This window comes from Lentzea chajnantorensis, assembly GCF_054300775.1.
This window is the reverse complement of sequence record NZ_JBSDZT010000002.1, coordinates 4,212,561-4,236,393: the sequence shown is the minus strand read 5'-3', so window position 1 is coordinate 4,236,393 and position 23,833 is coordinate 4,212,561. Positions and strand designations below refer to the sequence as shown.

26 protein-coding genes are annotated in these 23,833 nt (G+C 72.0%); 10 read left to right on the top strand and 16 right to left on the bottom strand.

The window, feature by feature from the left end; all coding sequences use genetic code 11:
- From ACVDFE_RS21405 to ACVDFE_RS21380, 6 genes are read left to right on the top strand one after another with little or no spacing between them, the layout of a single operon-like run.
- Positions 1-774, top strand: a complete 774-nt coding sequence (locus tag ACVDFE_RS21405; protein ID WP_458431593.1) for an alpha/beta fold hydrolase — start codon at positions 1-3, stop codon at positions 772-774.
- Complete coding sequence (locus ACVDFE_RS21400) at positions 771-1,286, top strand: holo-ACP synthase (RefSeq protein ID WP_360393479.1); 516 nt, start codon at positions 771-773, stop codon at positions 1,284-1,286. The genes ACVDFE_RS21405 and ACVDFE_RS21400 overlap by 4 nt, the downstream gene beginning before the upstream one ends.
- The gene (locus ACVDFE_RS21395) at positions 1,277-2,305 is read left to right on the top strand and encodes a right-handed parallel beta-helix repeat-containing protein (protein ID WP_458431592.1); all 1,029 of its coding nucleotides are present in this window, start codon (positions 1,277-1,279) and stop codon (positions 2,303-2,305) included. Before ACVDFE_RS21400 ends, ACVDFE_RS21395 begins: the two co-directional genes overlap by 10 nt.
- 13 nt (positions 2,306-2,318) lie before the next feature.
- A complete protein-coding gene (locus ACVDFE_RS21390) occupies positions 2,319-3,257 on the top strand; it encodes an ABC transporter ATP-binding protein (RefSeq protein ID WP_360393474.1) in 939 nt (312 codons plus the stop codon).
- Positions 3,258-3,287: 30 nt separating this feature from the next.
- Complete coding sequence (locus tag ACVDFE_RS21385) at positions 3,288-4,481, top strand: ABC transporter permease (protein WP_458431591.1); 1,194 nt, start codon at positions 3,288-3,290, stop codon at positions 4,479-4,481.
- Positions 4,478-5,626 carry an ABC transporter permease gene (locus ACVDFE_RS21380; RefSeq protein ID WP_360393469.1) on the top strand — a complete coding sequence of 383 codons (1,149 nt, stop codon included), beginning with the start codon at positions 4,478-4,480 and terminating at the stop codon, positions 5,624-5,626. Before ACVDFE_RS21385 ends, ACVDFE_RS21380 begins: the two co-directional genes overlap by 4 nt.
- A gap of 149 nt (positions 5,627-5,775) precedes the next feature.
- Here the strand turns inward: ACVDFE_RS21380 and ACVDFE_RS21375 are convergent, their stop codons facing one another.
- The 10 genes from ACVDFE_RS21375 to mbhE all read right to left on the bottom strand — a co-directional run bounded on the left by ACVDFE_RS21375 (position 5,776) and on the right by mbhE (position 15,211).
- Positions 5,776-6,939, bottom strand: a complete 1,164-nt coding sequence (locus ACVDFE_RS21375; protein WP_458431590.1) for an FG-GAP-like repeat-containing protein — start codon at positions 6,937-6,939, stop codon at positions 5,776-5,778.
- 1 nt (position 6,940) lies between these two features.
- The gene (locus ACVDFE_RS21370; RefSeq protein WP_458431589.1) at positions 6,941-8,254 is read right to left on the bottom strand and encodes a peptidoglycan DD-metalloendopeptidase family protein; all 1,314 of its coding nucleotides are present in this window, start codon (positions 8,252-8,254) and stop codon (positions 6,941-6,943) included.
- A 251-nt stretch (positions 8,255-8,505) separates the two neighbouring features.
- Complete coding sequence (locus ACVDFE_RS21365) at positions 8,506-9,453, bottom strand: IS481 family transposase (RefSeq protein ID WP_458429237.1); 948 nt, start codon at positions 9,451-9,453, stop codon at positions 8,506-8,508.
- A 108-nt stretch (positions 9,454-9,561) separates the two neighbouring features.
- The gene (mnhG, locus tag ACVDFE_RS21360) at positions 9,562-9,870 is read right to left on the bottom strand and encodes a monovalent cation/H(+) antiporter subunit G (RefSeq protein WP_360393461.1); all 309 of its coding nucleotides are present in this window, start codon (positions 9,868-9,870) and stop codon (positions 9,562-9,564) included.
- Complete coding sequence (locus tag ACVDFE_RS21355; protein ID WP_360393459.1) at positions 9,867-10,136, bottom strand: monovalent cation/H+ antiporter complex subunit F; 270 nt, start codon at positions 10,134-10,136, stop codon at positions 9,867-9,869. Before ACVDFE_RS21355 ends, mnhG begins: the two co-directional genes overlap by 4 nt.
- A 6-nt stretch (positions 10,137-10,142) precedes the next feature.
- Positions 10,143-10,631, bottom strand: coding sequence for a Na+/H+ antiporter subunit E (locus tag ACVDFE_RS21350; protein WP_458431588.1), 489 nt, complete (start codon positions 10,629-10,631; stop codon positions 10,143-10,145).
- Positions 10,632-10,645: 14 nt separating this feature from the next.
- Positions 10,646-12,022 carry a complex I subunit 5 family protein gene (locus tag ACVDFE_RS21345; protein WP_360393453.1) on the bottom strand — a complete coding sequence of 459 codons (1,377 nt, stop codon included), beginning with the start codon at positions 12,020-12,022 and terminating at the stop codon, positions 10,646-10,648.
- 5 nt (positions 12,023-12,027) lie between these two features.
- Positions 12,028-12,465 carry a sodium:proton antiporter gene (locus ACVDFE_RS21340; protein WP_360393451.1) on the bottom strand — a complete coding sequence of 146 codons (438 nt, stop codon included), beginning with the start codon at positions 12,463-12,465 and terminating at the stop codon, positions 12,028-12,030.
- Positions 12,462-12,926, bottom strand: coding sequence for an MnhB domain-containing protein (locus tag ACVDFE_RS21335; RefSeq protein WP_458431587.1), 465 nt, complete (start codon positions 12,924-12,926; stop codon positions 12,462-12,464). The genes ACVDFE_RS21340 and ACVDFE_RS21335 overlap by 4 nt, the downstream gene beginning before the upstream one ends.
- The gene (mbhE, locus tag ACVDFE_RS21330) at positions 12,923-15,211 is read right to left on the bottom strand and encodes a hydrogen gas-evolving membrane-bound hydrogenase subunit E (RefSeq protein ID WP_458431586.1); all 2,289 of its coding nucleotides are present in this window, start codon (positions 15,209-15,211) and stop codon (positions 12,923-12,925) included. Before mbhE ends, ACVDFE_RS21335 begins: the two co-directional genes overlap by 4 nt.
- Before the next feature lie 113 nt (positions 15,212-15,324).
- Between mbhE and ACVDFE_RS21325 the strand changes: the two genes are divergently transcribed.
- Positions 15,325-15,819, top strand: a complete 495-nt coding sequence (locus ACVDFE_RS21325) for a cation:proton antiporter regulatory subunit (RefSeq protein ID WP_360393443.1) — start codon at positions 15,325-15,327, stop codon at positions 15,817-15,819.
- Between the two features lie 10 nt (positions 15,820-15,829).
- On the opposite strand, the gene ACVDFE_RS21320 is transcribed toward ACVDFE_RS21325, so the two are convergent.
- The 3 genes from ACVDFE_RS21320 to ACVDFE_RS21310 all read right to left on the bottom strand — a co-directional run bounded on the left by ACVDFE_RS21320 (position 15,830) and on the right by ACVDFE_RS21310 (position 18,651).
- Positions 15,830-16,795 carry a universal stress protein gene (locus tag ACVDFE_RS21320; protein ID WP_458431585.1) on the bottom strand — a complete coding sequence of 322 codons (966 nt, stop codon included), beginning with the start codon at positions 16,793-16,795 and terminating at the stop codon, positions 15,830-15,832.
- A gap of 51 nt (positions 16,796-16,846) precedes the next feature.
- A complete protein-coding gene (locus ACVDFE_RS21315; protein ID WP_458431584.1) occupies positions 16,847-17,317 on the bottom strand; it encodes a TraR/DksA family transcriptional regulator in 471 nt (156 codons plus the stop codon).
- A 125-nt stretch (positions 17,318-17,442) separates the two neighbouring features.
- On the bottom strand, positions 17,443-18,651 hold the full coding sequence (locus ACVDFE_RS21310) for a PucR family transcriptional regulator (protein WP_458431583.1): 1,209 nt from the start codon (positions 18,649-18,651) through the stop codon (positions 17,443-17,445).
- A 320-nt stretch (positions 18,652-18,971) separates the two neighbouring features.
- Here ACVDFE_RS21310 and ACVDFE_RS21305 point away from each other — a divergent pair, with 320 nt between their 5' ends.
- Positions 18,972-19,433: a hypothetical protein gene (locus ACVDFE_RS21305; RefSeq protein ID WP_458431582.1), complete on the top strand. Its 462-nt coding sequence runs from the start codon at positions 18,972-18,974 to the stop codon at positions 19,431-19,433.
- On the opposite strand, the gene ACVDFE_RS21300 is transcribed toward ACVDFE_RS21305, so the two are convergent.
- Complete coding sequence (locus tag ACVDFE_RS21300) at positions 19,383-20,255, bottom strand: LysR family transcriptional regulator (protein ID WP_458431581.1); 873 nt, start codon at positions 20,253-20,255, stop codon at positions 19,383-19,385. The genes ACVDFE_RS21305 and ACVDFE_RS21300 overlap by 51 nt on opposite strands.
- 138 nt (positions 20,256-20,393) lie before the next feature.
- Here ACVDFE_RS21300 and ACVDFE_RS21295 point away from each other — a divergent pair, with 138 nt between their 5' ends.
- Positions 20,394-21,251 (top strand): NAD-dependent epimerase/dehydratase family protein, encoded by an 858-nt coding sequence (locus tag ACVDFE_RS21295; protein ID WP_458431580.1) that lies wholly within the window; start codon positions 20,394-20,396, stop codon positions 21,249-21,251.
- A 12-nt stretch (positions 21,252-21,263) separates the two neighbouring features.
- On the opposite strand, the gene ACVDFE_RS21290 is transcribed toward ACVDFE_RS21295, so the two are convergent.
- Complete coding sequence (locus ACVDFE_RS21290; protein WP_458431579.1) at positions 21,264-21,866, bottom strand: class F sortase; 603 nt, start codon at positions 21,864-21,866, stop codon at positions 21,264-21,266.
- The gene (locus ACVDFE_RS21285; protein ID WP_458431578.1) at positions 21,863-22,975 is read right to left on the bottom strand and encodes a vWA domain-containing protein; all 1,113 of its coding nucleotides are present in this window, start codon (positions 22,973-22,975) and stop codon (positions 21,863-21,865) included. The genes ACVDFE_RS21290 and ACVDFE_RS21285 overlap by 4 nt, the downstream gene beginning before the upstream one ends.
- Before the next feature lie 213 nt (positions 22,976-23,188).
- On the opposite strand from ACVDFE_RS21285, the gene ACVDFE_RS21280 reads away from it, so the two are divergent.
- The gene (locus tag ACVDFE_RS21280) at positions 23,189-23,743 is read left to right on the top strand and encodes a hypothetical protein (RefSeq protein ID WP_458431577.1); all 555 of its coding nucleotides are present in this window, start codon (positions 23,189-23,191) and stop codon (positions 23,741-23,743) included.
- Positions 23,744-23,833 lie beyond the last annotated feature (90 nt).

The window sequence follows — 23,833 nt, the reverse complement described above, 5'->3', positions numbered from 1 at the left end:
ATGACGGTCTTCACCGCCGACCACCGGCCCGCGGCGGGCGGGCGACCGCTGGTGGCCTTCATGTCCGCCCTGTTCGCGGGTGGCTGGATCTGGGACCACCCGTTCACCGCCCTCGCCGACGCCGGGTGGCCGGTGCTGCGCACCGAAGAGCCCATCTGCGGCGTGGACGCGAAGATCGCGGGTTCCATCGAACGCCTCGGGGACGCCCTGATGGAGTCCGTGGACGCGGCCGGCGCGGAGGAGGTCGTGGTCTGCGCGAACTCCCTGGGAGGTCTGGTCGCCATCGACCTCGCCGGCCGTTTTCCTGACCGGGTGAAGGCCATCGCGGTCAGCGGTGCGCCCGGCCTGAGCGCCGACCCCGACGTGGGCCTGAACATGGACCGGCGCGGCGACGTGCGGTTGCAGGGCGAGCAGTTCCGCGACCGCATGCTGGCCGCCCTCTTCCACGGTGAGCCGCTGTTCACCGACGAGCAGGTGGAGTCGACCGCGCAGCTGCTGCGCCAGGGTTCCGCGATGGTCGCGATGGCCCGCAGCATCCGCGCCACCAGGACCTACCGGGTCGACCCGGCGATGGACAAGGTCACCTGCCCGTCGCTGTACGTCTGGGGCCGCCACGACCGCATGACGCCGATCGAGCCGTGGCTCGAACTGGTGCCACGGCACGCGAACACCGAGTTCGTCACCGTCGAGGACTGCGGGCACATCCCGATGATCGAGCGCGGCGAGGTCTACACCGCCGAGCTGCTGCGGTTCCTCGGCGAGGTCACCGGGTGACCGCGCCGCCGATGCTGTTCGGGGTGGACGTGGTCGACGTCGCCAGGGTCACCCGCGCCATGTCCTACAGCGGGCCCGCCTACACCCGGCACGTCGCCTCCCCCGGTGAGCGGGACCTGCACGCCGACCCCGGCCTCGCCACCGCGGCCGCGGTGGCGGTGAAGGAGTGCCTCGTGAAGGCGGTCGGCGGCCGGCCGCGCGGGTTCTCCTGGCACGACTTCGAGGCGTGCGGCGAGGCGCCGCCGCCCGGTGCGGAGTGGGCGGACGCGCTGCTGGCCGCCGCCGTGCCCGAGGTCGAGGCGGCCACCAGGGTCTCGATGACCGAGCGGTGCGCCTACACCGTGTTCGGCGCCAGCGGTTCGGCCGCACTGGCGCGGCTCACCGAGCGGTCCGCGGAGCCCGGCGACGGCGCGGCCGTCGCGGGCATGGCCCGGTGGGGTTTCCGCGGTGACCTGATCGTCGCCCTTGCCATACTGATCGCCACGCCGAGAGGAGCGCTGCGATGTCCGTGACCGAGGTCACGACCGAAGTCCGCATTCACCCCGGGGACTCCGTCCAGGAAGCGCTCGACGGCTGCGCACCGGGCGCGGTGCTGCGCCTGGCGGAGGGGACCTACGAGGGCAGCCTGGTGATCGGCCGCCCGGACGTGGCGCTCATCGGCGCGGGCGCCGGCCGCACGGTGATCGTGCCCGGTGCCGTCGCGCCCAGTGCCGTGCCGGCACTGCACGACGCGCCCGCCGACGTGGTCAGCGGCATCACCGTGCACGACGTGTCCGGTGTGACCGTCGAGGGCCTGACCGTGCGGGGCTTCTCCGGGGCGGGCGTCTACGCGCACACCGCCACCGGCTTGCGGCTCGTCGACGTCGAGTCGGCCGGCAACGCGGTGTGGGGCCTGTACGTGCGCGAGTCGGCCGCGGTGGAGGTGTTGCGCTGCCGTGCGGAGGGCAGCCAGTACGGCGGTATCGCGCTGGCGTTCTGCCCGGCCGCCGACGCGGTGATCGCCGACAGCGAGAGCACCGCCAACGCGTTCGGCGTGTTCGTCGACAACTCCAGTCGCGCGCGGGTGCTGCGCAACCGCTGCCACGGCAACGCGGCGGGTGTCCTGCTGCTGCACCAGACCTACGAGGGTGAGCTGCCCGGCGGCGTCGCCGACGTGCTCGTCGCGGACAACGACATCACCGGCAACACCCTGGCCTCCGGTGGCGACGAGCCCGGCGTGCTCGGTTTCGCCGGACCGCCGATCTCCGGCGTCGGCATCGCCGCCATCGGCGTCCAGCGCGTCGCGGTCGTCGGCAACCGGTTGCACGGCAACGAACCCACCGGTCCGTCGGTCATGGGCGCCGCGCTGGTGCTGGCCTCGTCCGCGGACTGGGGCGGCTCCGACTCGACCGACAACTCCTTCGAGTGGAACACCATCACCGGCAACAGCCCGTTCGACCTGCAGATCGGCACCGACCCCGGCAACCAGCGCTTCCGCAACAACGTGGTGGGCGCCTCCCAGCCGGAGCGGATCGACGGGTGCGGATCTTGATCGAGAGGACGACATGACGCCTGCGCTGGTGTGCGAGCGCCTGGTCAAGCGCTACGGCGACAAGACGGTGGTCGACCGGGTCGGCTTCCACATCGACGAGGGGGAGGCGTACGGGTTGCTCGGTCCCAACGGGGCCGGCAAGACCACGACCATCTCCATGCTCGTCGGGTTGCTGCGCCCGGACGAGGGTTCGGTGCGGGTCGGCGGCATCGACGTCGACGAGGACCCGATAGCCGCCAAGCGGCTCATCGGGTACGTGCCGCAGGAGATCGCGCTGTACCCGGAGCTGACCGCCAAGGAGAACCTGCGCTACTTCGGCAGGCTCCACGGCCTGCCGCGGCGTGAGCTGACCTCGCGCATCGGCGAGGTGCTCGACCTGGTCGGCCTGACCGGTCGTGGTGACGACAAGGTGGACACCTACTCCGGCGGCATGAAGCGGCGCACCAACATCGCCGTCGCCCTGCTGCACCGGCCGCGCCTGCTCATCCTCGACGAGCCGACGGTCGGCGTGGACCCGCAGAGCCGTGTCGCGATCCTGGACCGCGTCGAGGCGCTGGTCGGCGAAGGCATGAGCCTGCTCTACACCTCCCACTACATGGAGGAGGTGGAGCGGGTGTGCACGCGGGTCGGGATCATCGACCAGGGCCGCGTGGTCGCCGACGGGACCAAGCGCGAGCTCGTCGCCGAACTGGGCGGCACGGACCGGGTGGAGCTGACGCTGGACGGTGACGTCACCGCGGCGTCCGAGAAGCTGCGTGCCGTGGAAGGCGTGTCCGAGGCGGTGGTCACCGGGTCGTCGTCGATCCGGTTGCTCGTCGCCGACGGGCGGCACCTGCTGCCCGCGCTGCTGGCCGCCGTCGGTGACGCGGGAGCGGTGACCGGTGTCGAGGTCGTCGAACCCGACCTCGAAGCGGCGTTCTTGCACCTCACCGGCAGCACCCTGCGGGACTGACGCGGACCGGGCTAGGGATGGGCGAAAACCTTGGGTAAGAGCACTTTGCGTGCCCTGCTGGTCGTGGGCGGCCATGAGCTGCGGTCGCGGCTGCGGGACGGCACGGCGCCGTTGATCGCGCTCGTCGCGCCGATCCTGCTCGCGACGATGTTCGGGTTGGCGCTGGGCGGTGACGACGACCCGCCGCTCAAGGCGACCATCGGCGTGGTCGACCTCGACGGCGGTGAGTTCCCGGCGAGCGTGCAGCGCGAGGCGCTGAACACCGACGAGCTCAAGGGCGTGCTGACCTTCCGCCAGTACCCGGACGAGGCCGCGGCGCGCCGTGCGGTCGACGGCGGCGAGTCGGGTGCGGCCCTCGTGTTCCCCGCCGGGTTCAGCGAGGGCGTCGGCGCGGGCCGCGGCGGGCAGGTGGCCGTGCTGGAGTCACCCGAGTCGCCGCTGGCGGGTGTGGTGGCGCGCAGCATGGTCGACCGGATCTCGGCCCTGGTCGAGGCCAGGACGCTGGCCGTGCGCGCCTCGCTGGAGGCGGGCGTGCCCGCTGACCGGGTGCAGCTGTTCGTCGAGGAGAACGGCAAGGCCGGGCCGACGCTGTCATTGATCGGCGACCCGGTCGCGGGCGGGCGGGTCGACCTGGCTGTGCACTACGGCGCGGGCATGGCGGTGATGTTCGCGTTCTTCGTCGTCGGCACCACCGCCCGCAGCCTGCTCAGCGAGCGGCAGAACGGCACGCTCGACCGGATGCGCGCCGCCCCGGTGCCCCTGTGGACAGCGCTGGTGGGCAAGAGCGCGGTCGGGTTCGGGCTGGCGCTGGTCAGCATGTGCGCGACCTGGCTGTCGTCCGTGCTGATCTTCGGCGCGAGCTGGGGCAACCCACTCGGGGTGTTCGGGTTGCTGCTGGCGCACGTGTTCGCGGCGACAGCGATCGTGATGCTGGTGGCCAGCCGCGCGAAGACCGATGCGCAGGCCGACGGCTACACGCTCGGCGTGGCGTTCGTGTTCGCGTTCCTGGGCGGCAGCATCGTGCCCGTCTACAACCTGCCCGAGTGGCTGCGCGGCATCTCGCTGATCACGCCCAACGGGTGGGTGTCGGCGGGCCTGTCGGAACTGGCGGGCACCGGCGCGGGACCGTCCGCCGTGCTCGTGCCGATCGCCGTGGTCACCGGCATCGGCGTCGTCGCGGGCACGGTGGCGTTGCTCGGCTTCCGCAAGGGCAGGTTCGCATGAGTCCCCGTCCCGTCACCGCGCTGGTGCTGGCCAACCTGAAGCGCCAGCTGCGCGACAAGGTCGGCATGTTCTTCATCGTCGTCATGCCGTTCGTGACGATCGTGTTCGTCGGTCTGGCCCTGGGTGGCGACGCGGCGGACGCGAAGCTGCCGGTGGCCGTGGTCGCCGACACCTCCGACCCGGTGTCGGCGGCCGTGGTCGCCGAGCTGGAGTCCGACCAGGCGCTGGAGGTGCGGCGAGCGGAGTCCGCGCAGGAGGTCCGCGACGACGTCCGCCGCGGCGAGCTGGCCGCGGGGCTGGTCGTGACACCGGGCGACACCGAGCTCGAACTGGTCATGACCCAGACCAGCGGCAGCGGCATGGCCGCGCGCAGCGAGATCGACGTGGCGGTCGGCAAGGTGGCGGCGGTGCTGGAGGCGACCCGCGCGGCACGGGCGGCGGGCGCGTCATCGGAGCAGGCCGAGCAGTACGTGCGCAAGGCGAAGGAGGAGTCGGTGGCCGTCACCGTCGCCTCGACAGGAGGCGACGAGCCCGCCAAACCGACCGGCTTCGCCTACACCGCACCCGCGAACCTGCTGCTGTTCACGTTCGTCAACTCGATGGCCGTCGCCGCCGCACTGGTCGAGAGCCGCCGCATCGGCATGGTCCGCCGCTCCCTGGCCGCACCGGTGCGGCGGAGCCAGGTGCTGCTGGGCGAGGCGCTGAGCCGGTTCGCGGTGGCGCTCGCGCAGTCCCTGCTGATCATCGTGGTGAGCCGGTTCCTGTTCGACGTGCGGTGGGGCGACCCGCTGGGCGTGGGCGTGGTCGTCGCGCTGTTCTGCCTCATCGCCACGGGCGCCGCGATGCTGGTCGGCGCCTTGGTGCGCTCACCGCAGCAGGCACCGGCCATCGGTCCCCCGGTCGGCATCGTGCTGGGCATGCTGGGCGGCTGCCTGTGGCCGCGCGAGGTGGCCGGCGAGGTGCTGGGCACGATCGGCTACCTGTTCCCGCACTCGTGGGCGATGGACGCGCTGCTCACCCTGTCCCGTCCGTCGGCGGGGCTGGGGTCGGTCCTGGTCGAGGCCGGGGTCCTGGCGGGCATGGCGGTGGTGGTGCTCGGTGTCGCGCTGGTGGTGTTCCAGCGACGGGCGCTGGCGTCGGTCTAGACGGGTGGGGTGTCGCCTCGGGCACCGGGACGCTCCCGGCGGACGGGTGGCCCGGATCTTGGCCGGCCTGCGCCGGTTCGGCCCTGTCGACCAGGTGCCGCGGGCACGACAGGAGGCCGGCCCCCGCGAGGGGTGCCGGCCTCACGCCGTCAGTTCGCCGCCAGGTCCCAGCCGGTCCAACCGTGCCCGATCTGCGTGCCGACGCCGAACCCGCCGGTCCCGGTGCCGATCCACTGCCAGAGCGTGTTGTCCGACGTGCGGATGGCCACGAGGTCGGCTTTGCCGTCGCCGTTGACGTCCATCGACGTCATCTGCCGGAACGCGTTCCAGCCCTGCCCGACCTGCACCGCGGTGGCGAAGTCGGCGCCGCTGCGCTTCCAGAAGAACAGCTCACCGGCGGTGTCGGTCGCCCAGATGTCGCCGTCACCGTCCCCGTCGGCGTCCGCGGCGGTGTGCCGGAACAGCGAAGCCCAGCCCGCACCCACGAGGTCGCGCTCGGCGAACCTGCCGTTGCCGCGGCCGACGTAGAGGTACATCTTGCCGCCGTCGCGGGCCAGGATGTCGGTTCGGTTGTCGCCGTTCACGTCGCCGAACGCGACGTTCTCCATGGACGCCCAGCCGGTGCCGACGGTCGCCGCCGCGGCGAAGGTGCCGTCGCCGCGGTTGTTCCAGTAGTAGAGCGTGCCGTTGCTGATGGCCCACAGGTCCGCCCAGCCGTCGGCGTTCGAGTCGCCGATGCCGATCCGGGTGAACTTCCCCCAGCCCACGCCGAGTTGCACGCCGGCCGCGAACCCGCCGCCGGCACGGCCCTTGTAGATCCACGCGTTGCCGTTCGGGTCCACCCCCAGCGCGTCGTCGTACTTGTCGCCGTTCACGCTCTTGGACGCAAGCACTGGCGCCGGTGGAGAGCCGATGGCCGCGCGGGCGTCGTCCACGAACTCCTTGTAGCGGCCGGACTTGTAGGTCGACCACGGCGTCCAGTCCGTGCCCTGGTCGGAGATCCGGTACGCCTCCCGCGCGTTGCACGCGGCGTTGTAGGCGCAGGAGTCGCTGACCTCGGGGTGCCAGTAGTCGTTGATCTGCCAGAGGCCGCGGTCGACCGAGCTGTGGCTGTCGCTGTTCACGTACCGGGCGAGCGGGTCGCACCGGGACTCCGCCATGCCGACCGCCACCGCGACGACCAGCTTCTCACCGGTGAACCCGGCGGTGCGGCCGTTGGACACGCACAGGTCGATGTCACCGGCGGCCTGAGCGGGCAGGGCGAAACAGGTCAGAGCGGCGGCCGTGGCCAGGAGTCCGGGCAGGACGCGCACGTCAGTTCACCGCCAGGTCGAAGCCGGACCAGCCGTGGCCGATCTGCGTCGCCCTGCCGAACCTGCCCGCGCCGCCGCCCAGCCACTGCCAGAGCGTGTTGTCCGACGTGCGGATGGCCACGAGGTCGGCCTTCGCGTCGCCGTTGACGTCCATCGACACGACCTGGCGGAAGCCGTTCCAGCCGCTGCCGACCTGCTCGCCCGTCGCGTAGCCGCCGGAGTCCTTGCGCCAGAAGAAGAGCTCGCCCGAGCCGTTGGTCGCCCAGATGTCGCCGTCGCCGTCCGCGTCGGCGTCACCGCCCGTGTGCCGGGCGTAGCCCGACCAGCCCTCGCCGAGCAGCGACCGCGCGGAGAACGCGCCACTGCCCTGTCCGGTGTAGACGTACATCTTGCCGCCGTCGCGGGCGAGGATGTCGGTCTTGTTGTCCCCGTTGATGTCCACGAAGGACACGTACTCGTAGGCGTTCCAGCCGGGGCCGATCACGCGGGCCATGGCGAACGTGCCGTCACCCCGGTTGTTCCAGTAGTGGAGCGAGCCGTCGCGGATCGCGAACAGGTCGGCCCAGCCGTCGGCGTTGGAGTCGTTCACGGCGATGCGCGAGAAGTCGTTCCAGCCGGTACCGATCTGGACAGCGGCGTCGAAGCCCCCGCCCGCCCTGCCCTTGTAGAGCCACGCGTTGCCGGAGGGGTCGATGCCGACCGCGTCGTCGTACCTGTCGCCGTTGACGCTCTTGGCCGCGCGGTTGACCGCGCCGCAGTTCTGGCTGACGTACGTCTCGGTGCCGCCGGCGTAGTCGAACGGGTCGCCGTGGAACGAGGCCGGCCGGATGTAGTCGGGATAGCTCTGGCCGCTTCCCCTGTTGCGGAACTCGAAGTGCAGGTGGGCGGACAGGCCCGAGGTGTTGCCGTCGGTGTTGCCGACCGTGCCGATCACCTGGCCCTGCCGCACGGTGTCGCCGTCGTGCACCGACTTCTTGTCGAGGTGCGCGTACAGCGTCGAATAGCCGCCGCCGTGGTCGATCTCCAGGTAGTTGCCGTAGGCGGAGGTCTCGCCACCCTCCGCGCTCACCGTGCCCGCCGCCGCGGCGAGCACGGGCTCACCGAGGTCCTCGTTGCCCGAGGTGCCGGACATGTTCCAGTCGATCTCGTTGTTGCGGTGCGCGCTGCTGGCACCGGAGTTGCCCACCCACGAGGTGCCGCAGATGAACGGCAGCTCGAGTGCGGGAGCGGCGGCCTGGGCGGTGGTGGGCACGAGCACCAGCGCGGCGACGGTGGCGGTGACGCCGGCGACCGCGCTGCTGATTCTGAGTAACATCGCGCAATTTCCGTTTCTTCCAGGAGATGAATCCCTGGATTACACGGAAATGACCTACACGGACCCTACACGCGGCAGATGGCGGACTTCAGCCGGTCCACGGGCGACCACGCGTGTCGATCACGGTGACGTCCCGCAGAACGCCGAAGGCGACGAGCAAGGCCTTCGACCTCGAGACCTGCAAACAGCGTCAGGCTCTGACCTACCTCTACGCAGGCCCTAGTTGTACTGATTCGTGACGTTGTTGATGTCTAGGCGGTCAGTCGGGTGATGGGTGGCTGGCCGCCGAGGGCGGTGTGGGCGCGTCGTGTGTTGTAGTGGTGGACCCAGCTGGGCAGGGCGGCCAGGCGGTGGTTGTTGCCGGTCCAGGCTCGGGCGTAGGCGAACTCGGTTTGCAGGGTGCGGTTGAAGCGTTCGGCTTTGCCGTTGGTCCAGGGGCAGCGGGGTTTGGTGAATCGGCGGCGGATGCCCAGCGCGACGCAGACCGCTGCCCAGGTGCTGCCGACGCGGTAGACCTTGGCGTTGTCGGTGAGCACCCGCAGCACCACGACGCCCTGGTCGCGGAACCAGGCCACCGCCCGGTGCAGGAAGCCCGCGCAGGTGCGGTCTTTCTCATCGGGCAGTGCTTCGACGTAGGCGATGCGGGTGCGGTCGTCGACCGCGACGTGCAGATAGTCGTAGCCGATACCGCGGCCGCGCACGGCTTCGCTGCGGCCGTGGACCCGCCAGCCGCCGCCGTCGGGCACGCGCCCGAGTTTCTTGACGTCGACGTGCAGCAGGTCGCCGGGCCGGGGGCGTTCGTAGCGGATGCCGCTGTGGCGACGCCGCACCGGCAGACCGGTGATCGGGTCGGCCGCGGCCAGCGCGGGCTCGCCGCGGCGGCGCAGGACCCGGCCGATCGTGGAGGCCGGCAGCCCGAGCAGGCCGGACAGGTGCACCGGGCCCCGCCGCGTCTCCCGCCGCACGGCCAGGATGCGGTCCTCGACCTCGACCGGTGTGCGGGCCGGGCTGCGGTGCGGACGCGAGCTGCGATCGGCCAGGCCCGCGTCGCCTTCACGCCGGTAGCGGGCCAGCCACTTGTGCACGGTGGCGCGGGAGATGCCGAGCTGCTCGGCGATGCACGCCGGTGACCACCCGGCCGCGCGGCGGGTCACGATCAGCCTGCGGGCATGGATCGTGGTGCGGGCGTTACTGTGCACGCGAGGACCTCCGTGTGCCGATGGGATGCGTCAGACACATCCACTCCGCCCGGAGGTCCTCCCATGTTCAACCCGACACGCCGTCAACAACCTGATTAGTCACTACACCTAGTCCCCCTGGTCGCCCCGCCGCTGACCACGGCGGTGGGCCGCGCGGGCGATCGCGTGGCTGGACACGGGCGAGGTCAGCGCGATGAACACGATCGCGAGCACGGCGAAGGTGATCGTCGCGGCGTCCTCGGTCGCGACCGAGGACGCGAGGATCGCGATCACACCGGGACCGGTGGCCAACCCCTGGGCGTGCAGCTGGCCGTAGGTGCCGGGCAGCCGCAGGACGCCGACGAGGCTGATCGTGAGCAGCACCAGACCGAGCAGCAACAGCACACCGCCGACCACGTCGAGCACGACCGAGATCATCCGAACGGCCCTCCCCTGTCGAGGTACCGAGCCGTGGCCACGGTGGCGACGAAGGACATCAGGGCGAGCGCCACCGCGGCGTCGAGGTAGTACGGCTGGTCCCTCACGAAGCTCAGCAGGGCCAGCAACGCGATGACGACCACCGCCAGGAGGTCGAGTGCGACGATCCGCTGGAGCACGTCACGGGCGCGGGCCAGCACCAGGCCGCCGGCGACCAGCAGCAGTGTCACCCAGATGAGGGCGGGGACGATGACGAAGGCAGGCATGGGCGGTCAGGGGAACACGCGGCGCTGGCGCCGCTCGTAGGAGTCGGTCTGCGTGGCGATCACGGCATCGGGATCACGCGCGTCGAGCACGTGCAACAACATCGTCCCCTTCCGCTCGTCGATCTCGACGACGACGGTGTCCGGCACGAACCCGACCCTGATCCCCCAGGCCGCCGCGGCGGCCGGCCCGCTGGGCGGTATCGGCACCTCGACGAGGCCACCGTGCGGCAGACCTCGCCCGACGAGGCACCGCACGGTGTCCCACGTGCCCTTCGCCAGGTCCACGACCGTCCCTCCGATCAGCGCCGGCACACCGGCCAGCCTGCGCGGCAACGACGAGCTCGGCGCCGACTGCGACGAGCTCACCCTGGCGGCTGCCACCACCACCAGGGTCGAGAGCACCAGGCCGGTGGCGACGTCCCCCGGATGCAGGCTCGTCAGCACCAGCAGGTAGATCGTGGTGAGCACGACGACACGGACCAGCAGTGCGAGCATCCCTACCTCCCTCGTCATCCCGGGGCACCGGCCAGCAGGGCGTCGACCGCCTGACCGCTGAGCGCGAGCAGCGGTTCCGGCCACAGGCCGGTGGCCAGCACGAGCAGGGCCAGCACGGCGGTGATCAGCCGCTGCGGCAACGGGCTGCGCGCACCGGCCGGCGGCGGACCTTCGCGCCAGAAGCGGCGTTGGTAGACCTGGAACAGGTACACCAGCGAGAGCACGCTGCCGGCCACGAGGAGCACGACGAGCGCGACGCTGCCGGCCACGACCCCGGTGCGGAACAGTTCGAGCTTGCCGACGAACCCCGCTGTGGGCGGCACCCCCGCCACGCTGAGGGCCCCGATCGCGAACGCGGCGGCGACCAGCGGCCCGCGCGTCCCGGAGGCCAAGAACAGCAACGCCTTGTTCAGCGAGTTGACCACGCTGTAGAGCACCGCGGCGGTCAGCCCGACCGGTCCGCCCACCCCCAGGGCGACGAGCACGTACCCCACCTGTCCGATCGCGGAGTAGGCCAGCATCTCGGCGGTGTCGCCGCGACCGATGGCCAGCACCCCGCCGTAGACGATCGACACGGCACCCAGGACGGCGAGCGCCACTCCCGTCAGCCGCAGCTGTTCCGGGAAGATCCCGGCGCCGAAGCGCAGGAGGCCGTAGGCGCCGATGTTCGCCACCGCACCGCTGAGGATGGCCGCGACGGCCGGCCGGGAGCCGGCGTAGACGGTCGGCAGCCAGAAGTGGAACGGGAACAGGCCCAGCTTCACGCTGAACGCGATGAAGAACCCGGCCGCGATGAGGATCGCGGCGTTGGGGTTCACGGTCAGCATGCGCTGGGCGACCTGGTCCATCGCGAGGGTTCCGGTCACCCGGTACGCACCGGCCACGGACAGCAGGAAGATGAACGAGCCCAGGAGGTTCACCGCGGTGAACACCAGCGCGGCCCGCAGCTGGCGCCGTTTGCCCCCGTAGGCGCTGAGCGCGTACGACGCGGTCATGGCCAGTTCGAAGAAGACGTAGAAGGTGAACACGTCGGCCGTGACGAACAGACCGGTCAGCCCGGCGGCGAGCAGCACGACCAGACCGGGGAAGGTCCGTGACCGCACCCGGCCGATCGCCTCGTGCGCGGCGCCGGCCAGCAGCACGAGCACCGAGAGCCACGCGAAGGCAACGCCCAGTGCGTCCGCGCGCAGCACGATGCCGACGCCGGGCGCCCAGCCACCGGTGACGACCTCGCTGCCGCCCCCGGTGAACACCTCGACGGCGAGGACGCCCAGCACGGCGAGCGTCACCAGGAGCGACACGACGGCAAGCCAGGTCACCACGCGCCGGCGCCCGTCGAACGCGACGAGCAGGACACCCGACACCCACGGCACGAGGAGCGCGACCGACATCAGCATCAGCGGACCCGCCCGTCCTCTGTGTGCGGCTCCCACTCCTCGTCGGGTCCGTTCTCGACCTCCTCGCGTTCGGCCCGCCGTTCCGCTTCCAGCCCGGCGTCGTGCTCGGACTCGGTCGCGGCCAGTTCGTCCTGCTCGGTGGTCCGGAAGACCACGATGGCCCGGTGCACCAGGGCGAGCAGCATCGCCACCGTTGCCAGGCCGATGACCAGGGCGGTCAGCGCGAGCGCCTGGGGCAGCGGATCGCTCACCAGGTCACCGGGCCGCACCGCGATCGCCGCCTGACCTCGGCTCAGGCTCGACGCGAGCAGCGTGACGACGGCGCACTGCGAGATCAGCATGATGCCCGCCACCATGCGGATGAGGTCCCGTTTGAGCAGCAGGTAGGCGCCGGAACCGAACAGGACGGCGGCGGTGAGGGCGAAGGCGAGGATCACCGCGTGCGCTCCCCTCTCGGCCGGGCCAGGTGGTGCACCAGGATCGTCAGCACGCCGACGACCAGCAGGAACACCCCGATGTCGAACAGCAGCGGGGTGAACAGCTCCAGTGCGCCGATCTTGACGACGTGTTCTCCTGGGCCGGGGCGGTGCGACACCGGCGGCCGGCCGAGCGCGAGGGGGAAGAACCCGCTGGCGAGAGCGAGGAGCAGACCACCCACGGCGAGCTTCGGCGCGTGGCGCAGCAACGGCAGCGCGGACTCCGCCGCCTCGGCCCCGAGGGCCACGTAGACCAGCGAGATCGCGAGCGCCACGATCACCCCGGCGGCGAAGCCGTCACCCACCTCGGCGTAGCCCTTGACGATCAGCGCGGCCGCGACCACGACGCTGGGGCCGGGCAGCCGCCGGGCGACCACCCGGACCACGGAGTCCGGGGTGTCGTCGCCGTCACCGGGGCTCACCACAGCCGCCCGCGCCGGATCAGGGTGGCCACGCCGACCACCGCCGCGAGCAGGACGGTGATCTCCACCAGGGTGTCCAGGCCGCGGAAGTCGGCCACGATGACCGTGACGACGTCGCCGCCGTGCGCGTCCGGTGTGAGCCGGATGTGCTCCGCGGACACGCTGTCCGGCGCCGGCTGGGACAGGAAGCCCCACACCGACACGAAGACGGCGAGCCCTGCGACGGCACCCGCGAGTGCGTCGCGCCGGCGTCGCCTGCGCAGCGGGACGGCCGGGTCCCTCACCGGGTGGGCGTCGGGCATCCTGGCCAGTGCCGCGACGAAGACCAGGGTCAGCATGGTCTCGACCACGACGGCGACCAGCGCGACGTCCGGGGCGCCGAGCAACGCGTACTGCGCCGCCAGTGCGAAGCCGACCACGGACAGGGCCAGTGCCACGGCGATCCGGGAACGGGACCTGGCGATGACCGCGGTCGTGACGACGACCAGCCCGAGCAGCGGCAAGATCACCCAGTCGACCCCCGCGACCGGGCCGACGACGTACGCGCCCGCGGTGGGGGTGGCCGCGAACGCCAGTCCGATCAGCACACCGGCCGGAACGAGCACCGCGGCGATGCTGGTGCGCAGGTCCCGCACCTCGCGGTCGTGCAGCACGGACGACAGCCGGTCCAGCCCGTGCAGTGCCGCCTCGTAGGCCCGTCTCGGTCCCCACCGCTCCCCCGCCGCGGCCACGGCCAGCGACACCCGGCCCGTGACCCGGGGCAGGGCCAGCAGCAGCCCGCCCAACCCCCACGCGGCGAGCGCCATCAGGTTCTCCGGGCGCGCGTCGAGGTGGTAGGCCGGGGACAGGGCGACCTGTTCTCCGGCAGAGACCCCTGCCGCGTCCTCCGCCAGCCGCGCGAACGGTTCCACCACCACGCCACCGATCACCGCGATCACGGCCAAGATCGCGACGGGGGTGACGAGCAGTCCGGAGGAGGTGACCACCTCGCCGCGCCGAGGCCCGAGGAACAGCGCCGTCCAGAACCGGCCGATGTAGGCGAACGTCAGCACCGCGGCGAGAACGGCCAGTGCGGCGGTCATCGGTCCGTGCTCCAACGCCGCGGTGAAGAACAGCTCGTCCTTGAAGAACCCGACTGTCAGCGGCAGCGCGGCCAGCGTTGCCGACGCGGCTCCGGCCGCGACGGCGAGCACGGGCATGCGGCGGCCGAGCCCGCCCAGCCTGGACAGCCGGTCCTCGCCGGTGGCCGTCGTGACCGCGCCCGCGGTCATGAACAGAGCGCTCTTGGCCACGCCGTGCGCCAGCACGTAGAACGCCGCGGCGCCGTTGCCCGCGGCTCCCCCGATGCCGTACATCATGACCACGTAGCCGTACTGCGAGATCGTGGAGTACGCGAGCACCTGCTTGAGCCGGTCACGCCGCAGTGCCAGCACCCCTCCCACGACCACCGACGTCGCCCCGACGACCAGCAGGCCGGTCAGCACGGCCTCGGTGCGGGCCAGCAGCGGGTGCACCCGGCCGATCACCAGCACACCGGCCGCGACCATCGCCGCCGAGTGCAGGTAGGCCGACACCGGGGTGGGCGCCGCCATCGCCCTGGGCAGCCAGAAGTGCAGCGGGACCTGGGCGCTCTTGGCCAGCGCTGCCACCGCCAGCAACGCGCCCGCGACGGCGGTGGTCGTCGAGGAGTCGTTGTGCGCCAGCAACTCCGGGATGGAGAACGTGCCGTGCCGCGCGTAGAGCAGCACCGCGGCCACGAGCATCGCCACGGCCGCGATCACGGTGACGAGCAACGCCATCAACGCCGAGGTCCGCGCTTCGCGATCAGCCCGGTCGAACCCGATGAGGAAGTACGAGCACACCGCCGTCAGGTCGAAGAACACGAACACCAGCACGAGGTCCTGAGCGGTCGCCAGGCCCACCATGGACACGGCGAACAGCAGCATCCACGGCCAGAACCGCCACCGCTCCACCACCGATCGGCGTTGGTGCTCCAGGTGCAGGGTCAGGTAGCGCGTGCCGTAAGCGAAGACGAGGGCGCCGACACCGGTGGCCAGCAACCCGTACAGGGCGCTGAGACCGTCGAAGGTGAAGCTCAGCCGCAGATTCAGGCTCGGGGCCCAGGGGGCGGAGAACCCGCCGCCTCCGGCCAGCCAGCCGAGCAGGCACAGCACGAACCCCGCGGCCGCGGCGGCGCAGGCCGTCCACCCCTGCCAGTCGGCAGCCGGCTCGGCACGGGTCTCGCCGTCGTCAGGTGGTGCCGCGCCTCCGCTTCGCACGGTCACGGCAACTCCTTCCGCAGGCGGCGGACGCTCCCGACCGTACTGGGTCCCAGACGGGTGCGCATCCGCTGTGAGCGCGTGTTGCCCGGTACCAGAGCCTGTGCCAATGTCGAGTCATGGACGTCCCGGTGCGCAGGCGTGACTTGCCAGGGCTGGGCAAGCTGTTCGAGATCGGCTGCACGAGCGGTGGCCGAGTCGCTGTCGTCGTGCAGAACAACGGCACGCGTCACCTCTACACGTTCGAAGAGGACGCGGAGGCGGCCAGCAGTGCCGTGCAGCTCGACGAGCTCCAGGCGCGGACGCTCGGTGCCGTGCTCGCCGGTGTCTACTTCGAACCGGCCGGTGGCAACCACGACGCACCCGCCGTGTTCGGCGCGGTGGCGATCGACTGGCTGACCGTGGAGCCGGAGGCCCGGTCCCTGTCGGTCAGCGAGCTGGGACTGGACGGCCACGCCTCGGCGACGCTGGTCGCCATCGTGCGGGGCGAGCAGACCGTCATGAAACCGGAGGGTCACGAGCTGACGCGCTCCGGCGACCAGCTCCTCATCGTCGGGCACCGCGCCGACATCGCGGAGGTCCGCGCCAGGCTGCTCGGCGCCGCACAGGGCTGAGTCCGCGGCCCTACCAGTTCGCCGGTGGGTCGCTGGCCGGGAACGAGTCGCGGCCCCACACCTCGACGAGGTCGACCACCGGCGGGTCGGCGCCGATCACCGCGACCGGGCAGCGAGCGCCGTCGACGACCTGCTGGCTGACCGAACCGAGCAGCATCCCGCGCCACGCGCCGCGCCCACGGGTACCGATGACGACCAGCCGCGCCGCCGCAGAAGCGGTCACCAGCACGCGCTCGGCGGGACCGTCTTCGACGGCGGTGACGACGTCGAGGTGCGGATGTGCCCGGCCGACCGCTTCGCGCCCCTCCTCCGCGATGTTCCGCACGGCGAGGAGCCGCCGGTCGGAACCGTCGCCCGCGGACACGTCCCCGCCCGTGGCGGTGACGATCAGCAGCCCGCTCGACGTCGCGGCGGCGTGGTCCGCGGCGAAGCGCAGTGCCGCGGCGGCTTCCGGCGAACCGTCGAACCCGGCCACCACCTCGGGTGTCGCACCGGCGGGCCGGGGGCGGCCGTCGGACCTGACCACGACGACGGGGCAGCGGGCGCGGGCCGCGACCGAGAAGGCCACCGACCCGAGGAGCACCGACAGGGCCCGGCCGAACCCGCGGCTGCCGACGACCAGCAGCCCGGCGCTCGCGGCGGCGTCGGCCAACGCGTCGGCCGGCGCGGTCGCCAGGGTCACGCCCGACACGTGCAGGCGGGGCTGGAGGGCCCGCGCCTCGGCCACACCCGCGGCGGTCACCTCCTCGTCGGCTTCCAGCCCGCGGGGTGACGGGTCGAGAAGACCGGAAGCAGGCCCGAGCGTCATCCCCGGGTAGTTCGCGGCGTTCATCACCACCAGCGGCACCCGCCGCCGGGCGGCTTCCTCGGCCGCCCACGCCAGCGCCACGCGGGCGTGCCGTTTGCCGTTGTAGCCGACCACGACCGGCCGCTGCCGGAGGTGACCGAGGTGCTGTCCCAAGTGGTCGGAGCTCATCGCTCACTCCCTTCTGGTGCAACAGGAGCCGGTTCGGCGGAGGTCATCCGGTCACCTGGTTCCGCTGGACGTCAGGCAGACCGATGAGTTCGGCCGGGTGGTGCCACGAGCCCAGGAGGAACGTGCTCGGTGCCGCCTGACCGGCCGACCACGACGGGACTGCTCGCCCGTGTCGTCGTGCCGGCAGGCCGGGCAGAGCCGCAGCTGCGGAATCGCCTCCAGCAGACGGAACGGGATGTCCGCGTGGCAGGTCTGGCAGCGGCCGTAGGAACCGATGTCGATGCGCAGGAGGGCGATCTCGATGTCGGTGAGCGCGATCCTGGCAGCGGCGGTGATCTGTTCGGTCACCTCGCGCAGGGCGTGGTCGCCGGGCAGGGGGGGCGGTGCGTCGAGCTCCGCGAGCTGCTCGCGCCGGAACGCCCTTTCCCGCTCCAGCCGGTCCTTCAACGCGGGCAGGTGGCCGGTGAGCCGGTTGTGTTGCGCGGTCTGCACGATCGACACGCTGTGCATGGCACGACGCACGTCAACCTCCTTCGTCGAGGACTTCGGCCGGTTGACATCAACTCTGCCCCGCGCACCCCGGGTTCGGCAGCGCGTCCGGCCGGTCAACTCGTCCGTGATCAGGTTGCCGACCGTCGGCAACCTGATCAGGCCCCGTCGATGGTGTCGTCGCCCGGCCAGCCGAGCAGCCTCGCGCCCAGCACGCTGGTGTGCAGGGTGAACCGGTGGCCGGGGTCGGTGGGGTCGCAGCCGGTCAGCGCCTTGATCCGGCCGAGCCGGTAGGTGACCGCGCGCACGGACAGGTGCAGCTGCCGAGCGGTCTCGGTCGCCACGTCCCCGGTGGCGAAGTAGGTCTCCAGGGTGGCCAGCAAGGGCTCCGCACCGCCACGGGCCTTCCGGAGCGGACCCAGGACGGCGTTCACCAGGTCGACGATCGCCGGCTGGTCACGCACCAGCACGCGGTAGACGAGCAGCTGCTCGGCCCGGATCACCGGGGTGTCCAGGTGCAGCCGCGCCGCCATCGTCAGCGCTTCGCGCGCCTCCTCGTAGGAACGCGCGATGCCGTAGGACCCCGGATACGCCCGACCCACGGCCACCCGCCACGGCCTGCCCCGCGGCAACCGGTCGAGCTCGGCGAGCATCAGCGAACCCAGGTCCAGCGCTTCGGACTCCCCCGGTGCGAGCACGACCACCAGTCCGTCCTTCGCCGCGACGAGGACGTCGCGGTCGCCGAGGAGGTCCAGCACGAGGCGTTCCAGCGAGCTCGTCGCGGCGTCGACGTCCGGCAGCCGCCGCCGCGGTGCGGCCAGCGCGACCTGGTGCGGCCGGGTCAGGTCCAGGCCGAAGGGTTCCGCGCGCTCCACGACGCCACCGACGTCGGCATCACCGCGCAGCAGGTCGTCGACCAGCTCCCGCCGCAACGCCTCCTCGCGCCTGACCATCCGGCGCCGCGCCGAGTTGTACCCGTCCGCGAGGATCGCCACCGCGTCGGCGACCGCGTGCATCACCGCCTCGGCGGCGGCACGCACGACCTCGCTGTCGGTGGAACGGGCCACCACCGGGAGTTCCCGCCACAGCCGCCAGGACGCCGACAGGTACAGCTGCACCGCGGTACCGGCCGACACCCCCAGCTCCGCGGCACGGCGCCCGAGCGCCTCGACCGCCTCCAGCTCCGAACGCCGCGGCCGGCGCCCGTTCGCGGCGGCGTCGGCGAGCAACGGCAGGAAGTCGCCCAGCAGCTCGACCGGCACGTCACCCGCCGCGGCACTCACGTCCCTGGCGACCGCGGCCAGCCAGGCGTCACCGACCTCGTCCGGGTCCGCCTTCCGGCTCCTGCGCCGGCCCTTGGAGGTCATCGAGACCCCTCGCCACACTCCCGGCGGATGCTGATCGCTTGCCGCGTCATCGGAACCCCCGACCCGTCTCGAACCCGGCCCCGCCCGTCACGCGGCCCGCGCGACGAGGTCCTGACCTCGCGCCGTGCCGACCGGCTCGACAACGCCGTTGTGGCGCAGCTGAAGCCGATCGGCGAGCTCGCGCACATCGGGACCCCCGATGTTCGCCGGCCTCCGGCGCGACCATATGGGCGTTGCCGGGCGTCGGCAAACTGATCTCGCCCCACTCGACCGACGGGCGCTCCTGCCTTTCCCCGTCCTTGCACGCATGGTGGAAGCAGATGAGCACGCACATCTCGACCACACCATCGGAGGAAGAGCTCACCGCAATGGACACGAAGACGTCGTCACCCGACTGCAGGGCACCGCTCGATCACGGCAACCCGTGGAACTCGGAACGGATCATCGCGCGCAGCCTGACGCCCGGAGCACCGATCAAGCACCTGGCCGTGTTCCTGGCGTCGGGCCTCGCATTCCTCGTCGTCGGACTGCTCTCGGGCACGGTGTACTGGGTCCTCGGCGTCGTAATGTTCATCATCGGGATCATCGCGCACCACATGTCACCTGTGCCGGCAGGACGCTCGCGCAAGGGTGCGGCTCCGGCACCCAGGAGGCCATCAGCGGGCAGAGCACCGATGTCCCGACCGGCTTCCCCGCGCCGCACGGCGTCTCGGCCGTCGCGCTCGCCGGGATCAGGGCGCCAGGCTCACCGCGGCGTCGGCGAAGGTGTCGATGAGGGGTGACCGGCGGGTCGCGAGCCAGGCCAGGCACACCTGGTTCGGCGCGATGTCCTCGACCGGGATGCCGACGACGTCCTGGCGGGTGTAGAACAACGCCGTCGACCGGGGGATGACGCAGATCCCCGCTCCGGCGGCGACCAGTTCCAGCTTCTCCTCGACGCTGTCCACGCGCGGCACCTCCGGGCGGTCCCGCCGGCGCAGTTCGAGGGCGATGTCCCGCCACTCCGGGACGGCGGCGGGGTCCTGCAGCAGGTGCTCGTCGGCGAGTTCGGTGACCGACACGGACTCCTTCCCGGCCAGCCGGTGACCGGCGGGCACCACCACGACGCGGGGTTCGGTGAACAGCGGCCGCACGGTGAGCCCGCGCTGGTCGACCGGCAGCCGGACGATGCTGACGTCCACGCGGCCGTCGTGGACGACCTCCACCTGGTCGTGCCAGCTCGTGCGCAGCAGCCGGACGCTGACCTCCGGCCGGTGGCGGGCCAGCGCCCGCACCGCCGGGGTGACCACGATGCCCGGCATGAAACCGACGGTGAGCACCGGCTTCGCCCCGGCCGCTGCCGTGACGCGGCGGTGCGCGGCTTCGGCCGCTGCCAGCAGGTCGCGGGCGTCGGCGAGGAGCTGTTCGCCCGCCGCGGTGAGGACCGTGGTCCGGCGGTCGCGGACGAACAGCGCCGTCCTCAGCTCGTCCTCGAGGGCGCGGATCTGACGCGACAGCGCGGGCTGGGCGATGTGCAGCCGCGCGGCGGCCCGCCCGAAGTGCAGCTCTTCTGCCACGGCGACGAAATACCGCAACCTGCGCAGGTCGAAGTCCACGTCGCTCACCACCTCCGGTCCGATCGCCCCATCATCGCAGGCCGGTGATGCCGACGCGGCATCACAGCGCGCGGAACAGGTCTTGGACGCATGCCGGGTGCCGGGGCCACCGTGGAGGAGCAGCAGAACGCGGAGGAAGGAACAGTCATGAGGGTCTTCGTCACCGGTGGGTCGGGTTACATCGGCCGCGCGACGATCGGCGAGCTGGTGCGCGCCGGGCACGTCGTCGAGGCGCTCGCCCGCAGCGACCGCGCCGAGGCGACCGTGGCCGCGGCCGGTGCGAGCGCGGTCCGAGGAGCCCTGACCGACCTCGGCGTGCTCACCCGCGCCGCGGCGCGGGCGGAAGCCGTGGTCCACCTCGCCCAGGCCACCAGCGGAGAGGAGGACCTGGCGGCCGCCACCGCGATGCAGGACGGCGTCGGCGGCGGCACCTACGTGCACACCGGCGGCAGCTGGGTCCACGGCGACACCCACGGCATGCAGGACGAGAGCGCGCCGTGGAACCCCCCGTCGATCGTGGCCTGGCGCAAGGCCGTCGAAGACGCGGTGCTGGCCAGGGCCGCTGACGGCGGACGGCCGGTCGTCGTGCGCCCCGGCCTGCTCCACGGCGGCGACAACCGCCTGATCGACATCTTCTTCGTCCAGCCGGGCAAGGAGAACGGCGCGATCCCGTACATCGGCGACGGCGGCAACCACTGGGCCCTCATCCACGTCGAGGACCTCGCCCGGCTCTACGTGGCGGCGCTGTCGGCTCCGGCGGGCTCGGCGTACCTCGGCGTGAGCGGAACCAACCCGACCGCCAAGGAGGTCGCCGAGGCCTGCGCCCGCGGCGCCGGACTCGAGGGGAAGACCGCCTCCCTCGGCATCGAGCGGGCCCGCGAGCAGATGGGCCCGATCGCCGACGCGTTCGCGCTCGACCAGGAGCTCACCCCGGCCAAGGCGCGGCGCGAGCTGGGGTGGACGCCGGTGCACACCGACCCGCTGACCGAGCTCGCCGCCGGATGAACCGGGCGGCGGTCACACGAGGTCGGCGTAGGCGATGACGTTGTCCCCGTAGTCGCCGGTGGCCGAGTCGAAGGCGCCACCGCAGGTGATCAGGCGCAGCTGCGGGGTGGTGGTCTCGCCGTAGACGGTGTCGGTGGGGAAGCGGTCCTTGGGGACGCGGTCGACCCGGCTGATGGCGAAGGTCGCGGTGCTGGTGTCGTGGCGGACGACCTCGACGCGATCACCGGACTTCAGCTTGGCGAGGTCGTGGAAGATGCCGGGCTGACCGTGACCGTCGACGTGGCCGAGCAGAACGGCGGGGCCGGTGTCGCCGGGTGCGGGGCCGTGTTTGTACCAACCTGCCTGGAGGGGTTGGTCCAGCGGTGGGACCTCGGCGGTGCCGTCGGGGTTGAGCCCCAGCGGGATCAGGGTGGAGCGGGCGCCGAGGGCGGGGATGCGCACCTCGACCGGTGCCGCGGCGGACGTCGTCGGTGGTTGCGCCGCAGCCGGTTGCGCGGCTGGTTGCGCGGCCGGACCGTCGTCGCCGGAGGGCAGGAGCAGACCGGCGGCGAGCAGGCCGGCGATCAGGAGTGCGGCCGCGGTGGCGGCGATGAGCGCGCGCTTGCGGGCGGTCACGGTGCCGCCGTGCCGTCGCCCGTGTCCACGCCCCCGCGCGGGATGACGCTGACCTGCCGGTTGCCGGGCAGTGCCGCCGTCGGCGGCGGGCTGCCGGGACTGGTCGGGGTGGCGCTGGTGGTCGGGACCGCCGTGGTGGTGCCGGGCGCGGGTTCGCGGATGATCACGTTGGTGCAGTCGGTGACCTTCCCCCGTCCCGCGTGGTCGGTGCCGTAGGCGGTGACGCACAACGGGTGGTTGCCCACGTCCAGCGGCGGGGTCTCGACGGTGTAGCGGACCTGGCGCGGACCGGGCTGGGGCAGCGCCGGGGTGATGTCGGTGATCGGCAGCTCCGGCCCGCCGTCCACGGTCAGCGTCAGGCGCTGCAGCTCGGACGGGAACAACGTCCCCAGCACGGCCGGCAGGTCCCCCACCTCGGAAGCTTTGACGCACGTGCCACCGGTGGCGTCCGCCATCCGTTTGAGGCTGCGCGGGCCGTTGCCGCACTCGGCGTCCGGACCGAACGCCACGGTGTGGATGTCCACCCGCTCCGGCACCTGGGACAGCGCGCCCTCGAAGTTCTCCAGGGCGTGGTTGTCGCGGCCGTCGGACAGGAAGATCATGAGAGATCGGGGCTCCGTCGTCGCGTTCGCGGCCTCGGTGCCCGCCCTCAGACCGGCGGTGAAGTTGGTGCTGCCGTCCTGCCACTGCAGGGCCGCCAGCGCGTTCTGGAACTGCGGACCGGCGGCCTGCCCGGTCCAGAAGACCCGGCCGGTGGTGGAGAACGCGGCGAGGCCGACGGTGCCGACGCCCAGGTACGGCTGCTGCGCCACCTCCCGGTGGAACTGCGCGACGGCCTGCTTCTCCGCGTCCCACCCGGCCTGGCTGAGGCTGCCGGAGCTGTCCAGCACGTAGACCAGTGACGTCCTCGGCGTCGCGGTCCTGGTGCCGATCGACGCCGTGCCGACCACCGTGGTGGTGCCCTTGGGGATCACCGTGTCGGGCAGCGGCGTCTCGATGTCCACCGCGATGCCGATCCCACCGGGCAGCGTGCCGTCCACCGCACTCGCCGGCACACCGCCGGCCACCACCAGCACAGCGGCGGCCACCCCGGCTCCAAGCCTTCTCATCCGTCATGTCCTCACGTCGCGGAATTCGCCCTCCTTCAACGAGCCCGCGACGTATGCGGATATCCGCCGAACGGGTGTATTTCACGCAACACGCAAAAGGGCACCACCGCTCACGCCTGCAGCGAGGAGAGCCAGCGGTTTTTCGCTCATTTGGCGCCTTATTGCGGGATTACAGTGTGATCGGGCCAGGTCCCGGACGTGAGGAGGACTCCGATGGAAACAGCAGGTCTGTTGTCAATGGTGCGGCGGTCCCTGACGGGCGCCGTGGTCGCGGTCGTGATGGCAGCCGGACTCGTCGCCACAGCGTCCACGGCCCAGGCAGCGACCGAGCTGCTGTCCTGCACGGGCAGCGGCGCCAACACGTACCAGCCGGGGGTCACCGCGCAACCCGGGGTCGTCGCCATCAACTCCAGCGCCGACTACGGTTCCTGCGTCTCCACCGGGTCCCCCACCATCACCTCCGGCGGGTACGCGATCGTGGCCAACGGCCTGGTGTCCTGCTTCGGCGGCGGCGTCTCCATCACCGTGACCATCACCTGGAACACCGGCGAGACCACCACCGTGGCCGCAGTCGGGCTCGTGGTGCTGCGTCCCGCGAACGAGGTCGTCGTGGTCTACGAGGGCACGGTGACCGCGGGCAGGTTCACCGGGGCCACCGTCGTGATGACCGCGGCGCTGCTCAACACCACACCGGCCCAGTGCTTCACCCCCGAAGGCGTCACCGGCACCAGCGGCCCCGCGAACATCACCATCACCCAGCTCGCCTGACCCGGCCGCGGACAGCGTTCCAGCACAAGCCGTTCAGCCGATTGAGAGCGGATGAGCGAATCGCAAAACTGGATTCGCTCATCACCATTT

Bases quoted from the DNA above. Each gene is read 5' to 3' on its own strand.
- ACVDFE_RS21405 (WP_458431593.1), top strand. From the start codon at position 1: ATGACGGTCTTCACCGCCGACCACCGGCCCGCGGCGGGCGGGCGACCG.
- ACVDFE_RS21395 (WP_458431592.1), top strand. From the start codon at position 1,277: ATGTCCGTGACCGAGGTCACGACCGAAGTCCGCATTCACCCCGGGGAC.
- ACVDFE_RS21390 (WP_360393474.1), top strand. From the start codon at position 2,319: ATGACGCCTGCGCTGGTGTGCGAGCGCCTGGTCAAGCGCTACGGCGAC.
- ACVDFE_RS21380 (WP_360393469.1), top strand. From the start codon at position 4,478: ATGAGTCCCCGTCCCGTCACCGCGCTGGTGCTGGCCAACCTGAAGCGC.
- ACVDFE_RS21370 (WP_458431589.1), bottom strand. From the start codon at position 8,254: ATGTTACTCAGAATCAGCAGCGCGGTCGCCGGCGTCACCGCCACCGTC.
- mnhG (WP_360393461.1), bottom strand. From the start codon at position 9,870: ATGATCTCGGTCGTGCTCGACGTGGTCGGCGGTGTGCTGTTGCTGCTC.
- ACVDFE_RS21355 (WP_360393459.1), bottom strand. From the start codon at position 10,136: ATGCCTGCCTTCGTCATCGTCCCCGCCCTCATCTGGGTGACACTGCTG.
- ACVDFE_RS21350 (WP_458431588.1), bottom strand. From the start codon at position 10,631: ATGCTCGCACTGCTGGTCCGTGTCGTCGTGCTCACCACGATCTACCTG.
- ACVDFE_RS21345 (WP_360393453.1), bottom strand. From the start codon at position 12,022: ATGTCGGTCGCGCTCCTCGTGCCGTGGGTGTCGGGTGTCCTGCTCGTC.
- ACVDFE_RS21325 (WP_360393443.1), top strand. From the start codon at position 15,325: ATGGACGTCCCGGTGCGCAGGCGTGACTTGCCAGGGCTGGGCAAGCTG.
- ACVDFE_RS21320 (WP_458431585.1), bottom strand. From the start codon at position 16,795: ATGAGCTCCGACCACTTGGGACAGCACCTCGGTCACCTCCGGCAGCGG.
- ACVDFE_RS21310 (WP_458431583.1), bottom strand. From the start codon at position 18,651: ATGACCTCCAAGGGCCGGCGCAGGAGCCGGAAGGCGGACCCGGACGAG.
- ACVDFE_RS21305 (WP_458431582.1), top strand. From the start codon at position 18,972: ATGAGCACGCACATCTCGACCACACCATCGGAGGAAGAGCTCACCGCA.
- ACVDFE_RS21295 (WP_458431580.1), top strand. From the start codon at position 20,394: ATGAGGGTCTTCGTCACCGGTGGGTCGGGTTACATCGGCCGCGCGACG.
- ACVDFE_RS21285 (WP_458431578.1), bottom strand. From the start codon at position 22,975: ATGAGAAGGCTTGGAGCCGGGGTGGCCGCCGCTGTGCTGGTGGTGGCC.
- ACVDFE_RS21280 (WP_458431577.1), top strand. From the start codon at position 23,189: ATGGAAACAGCAGGTCTGTTGTCAATGGTGCGGCGGTCCCTGACGGGC.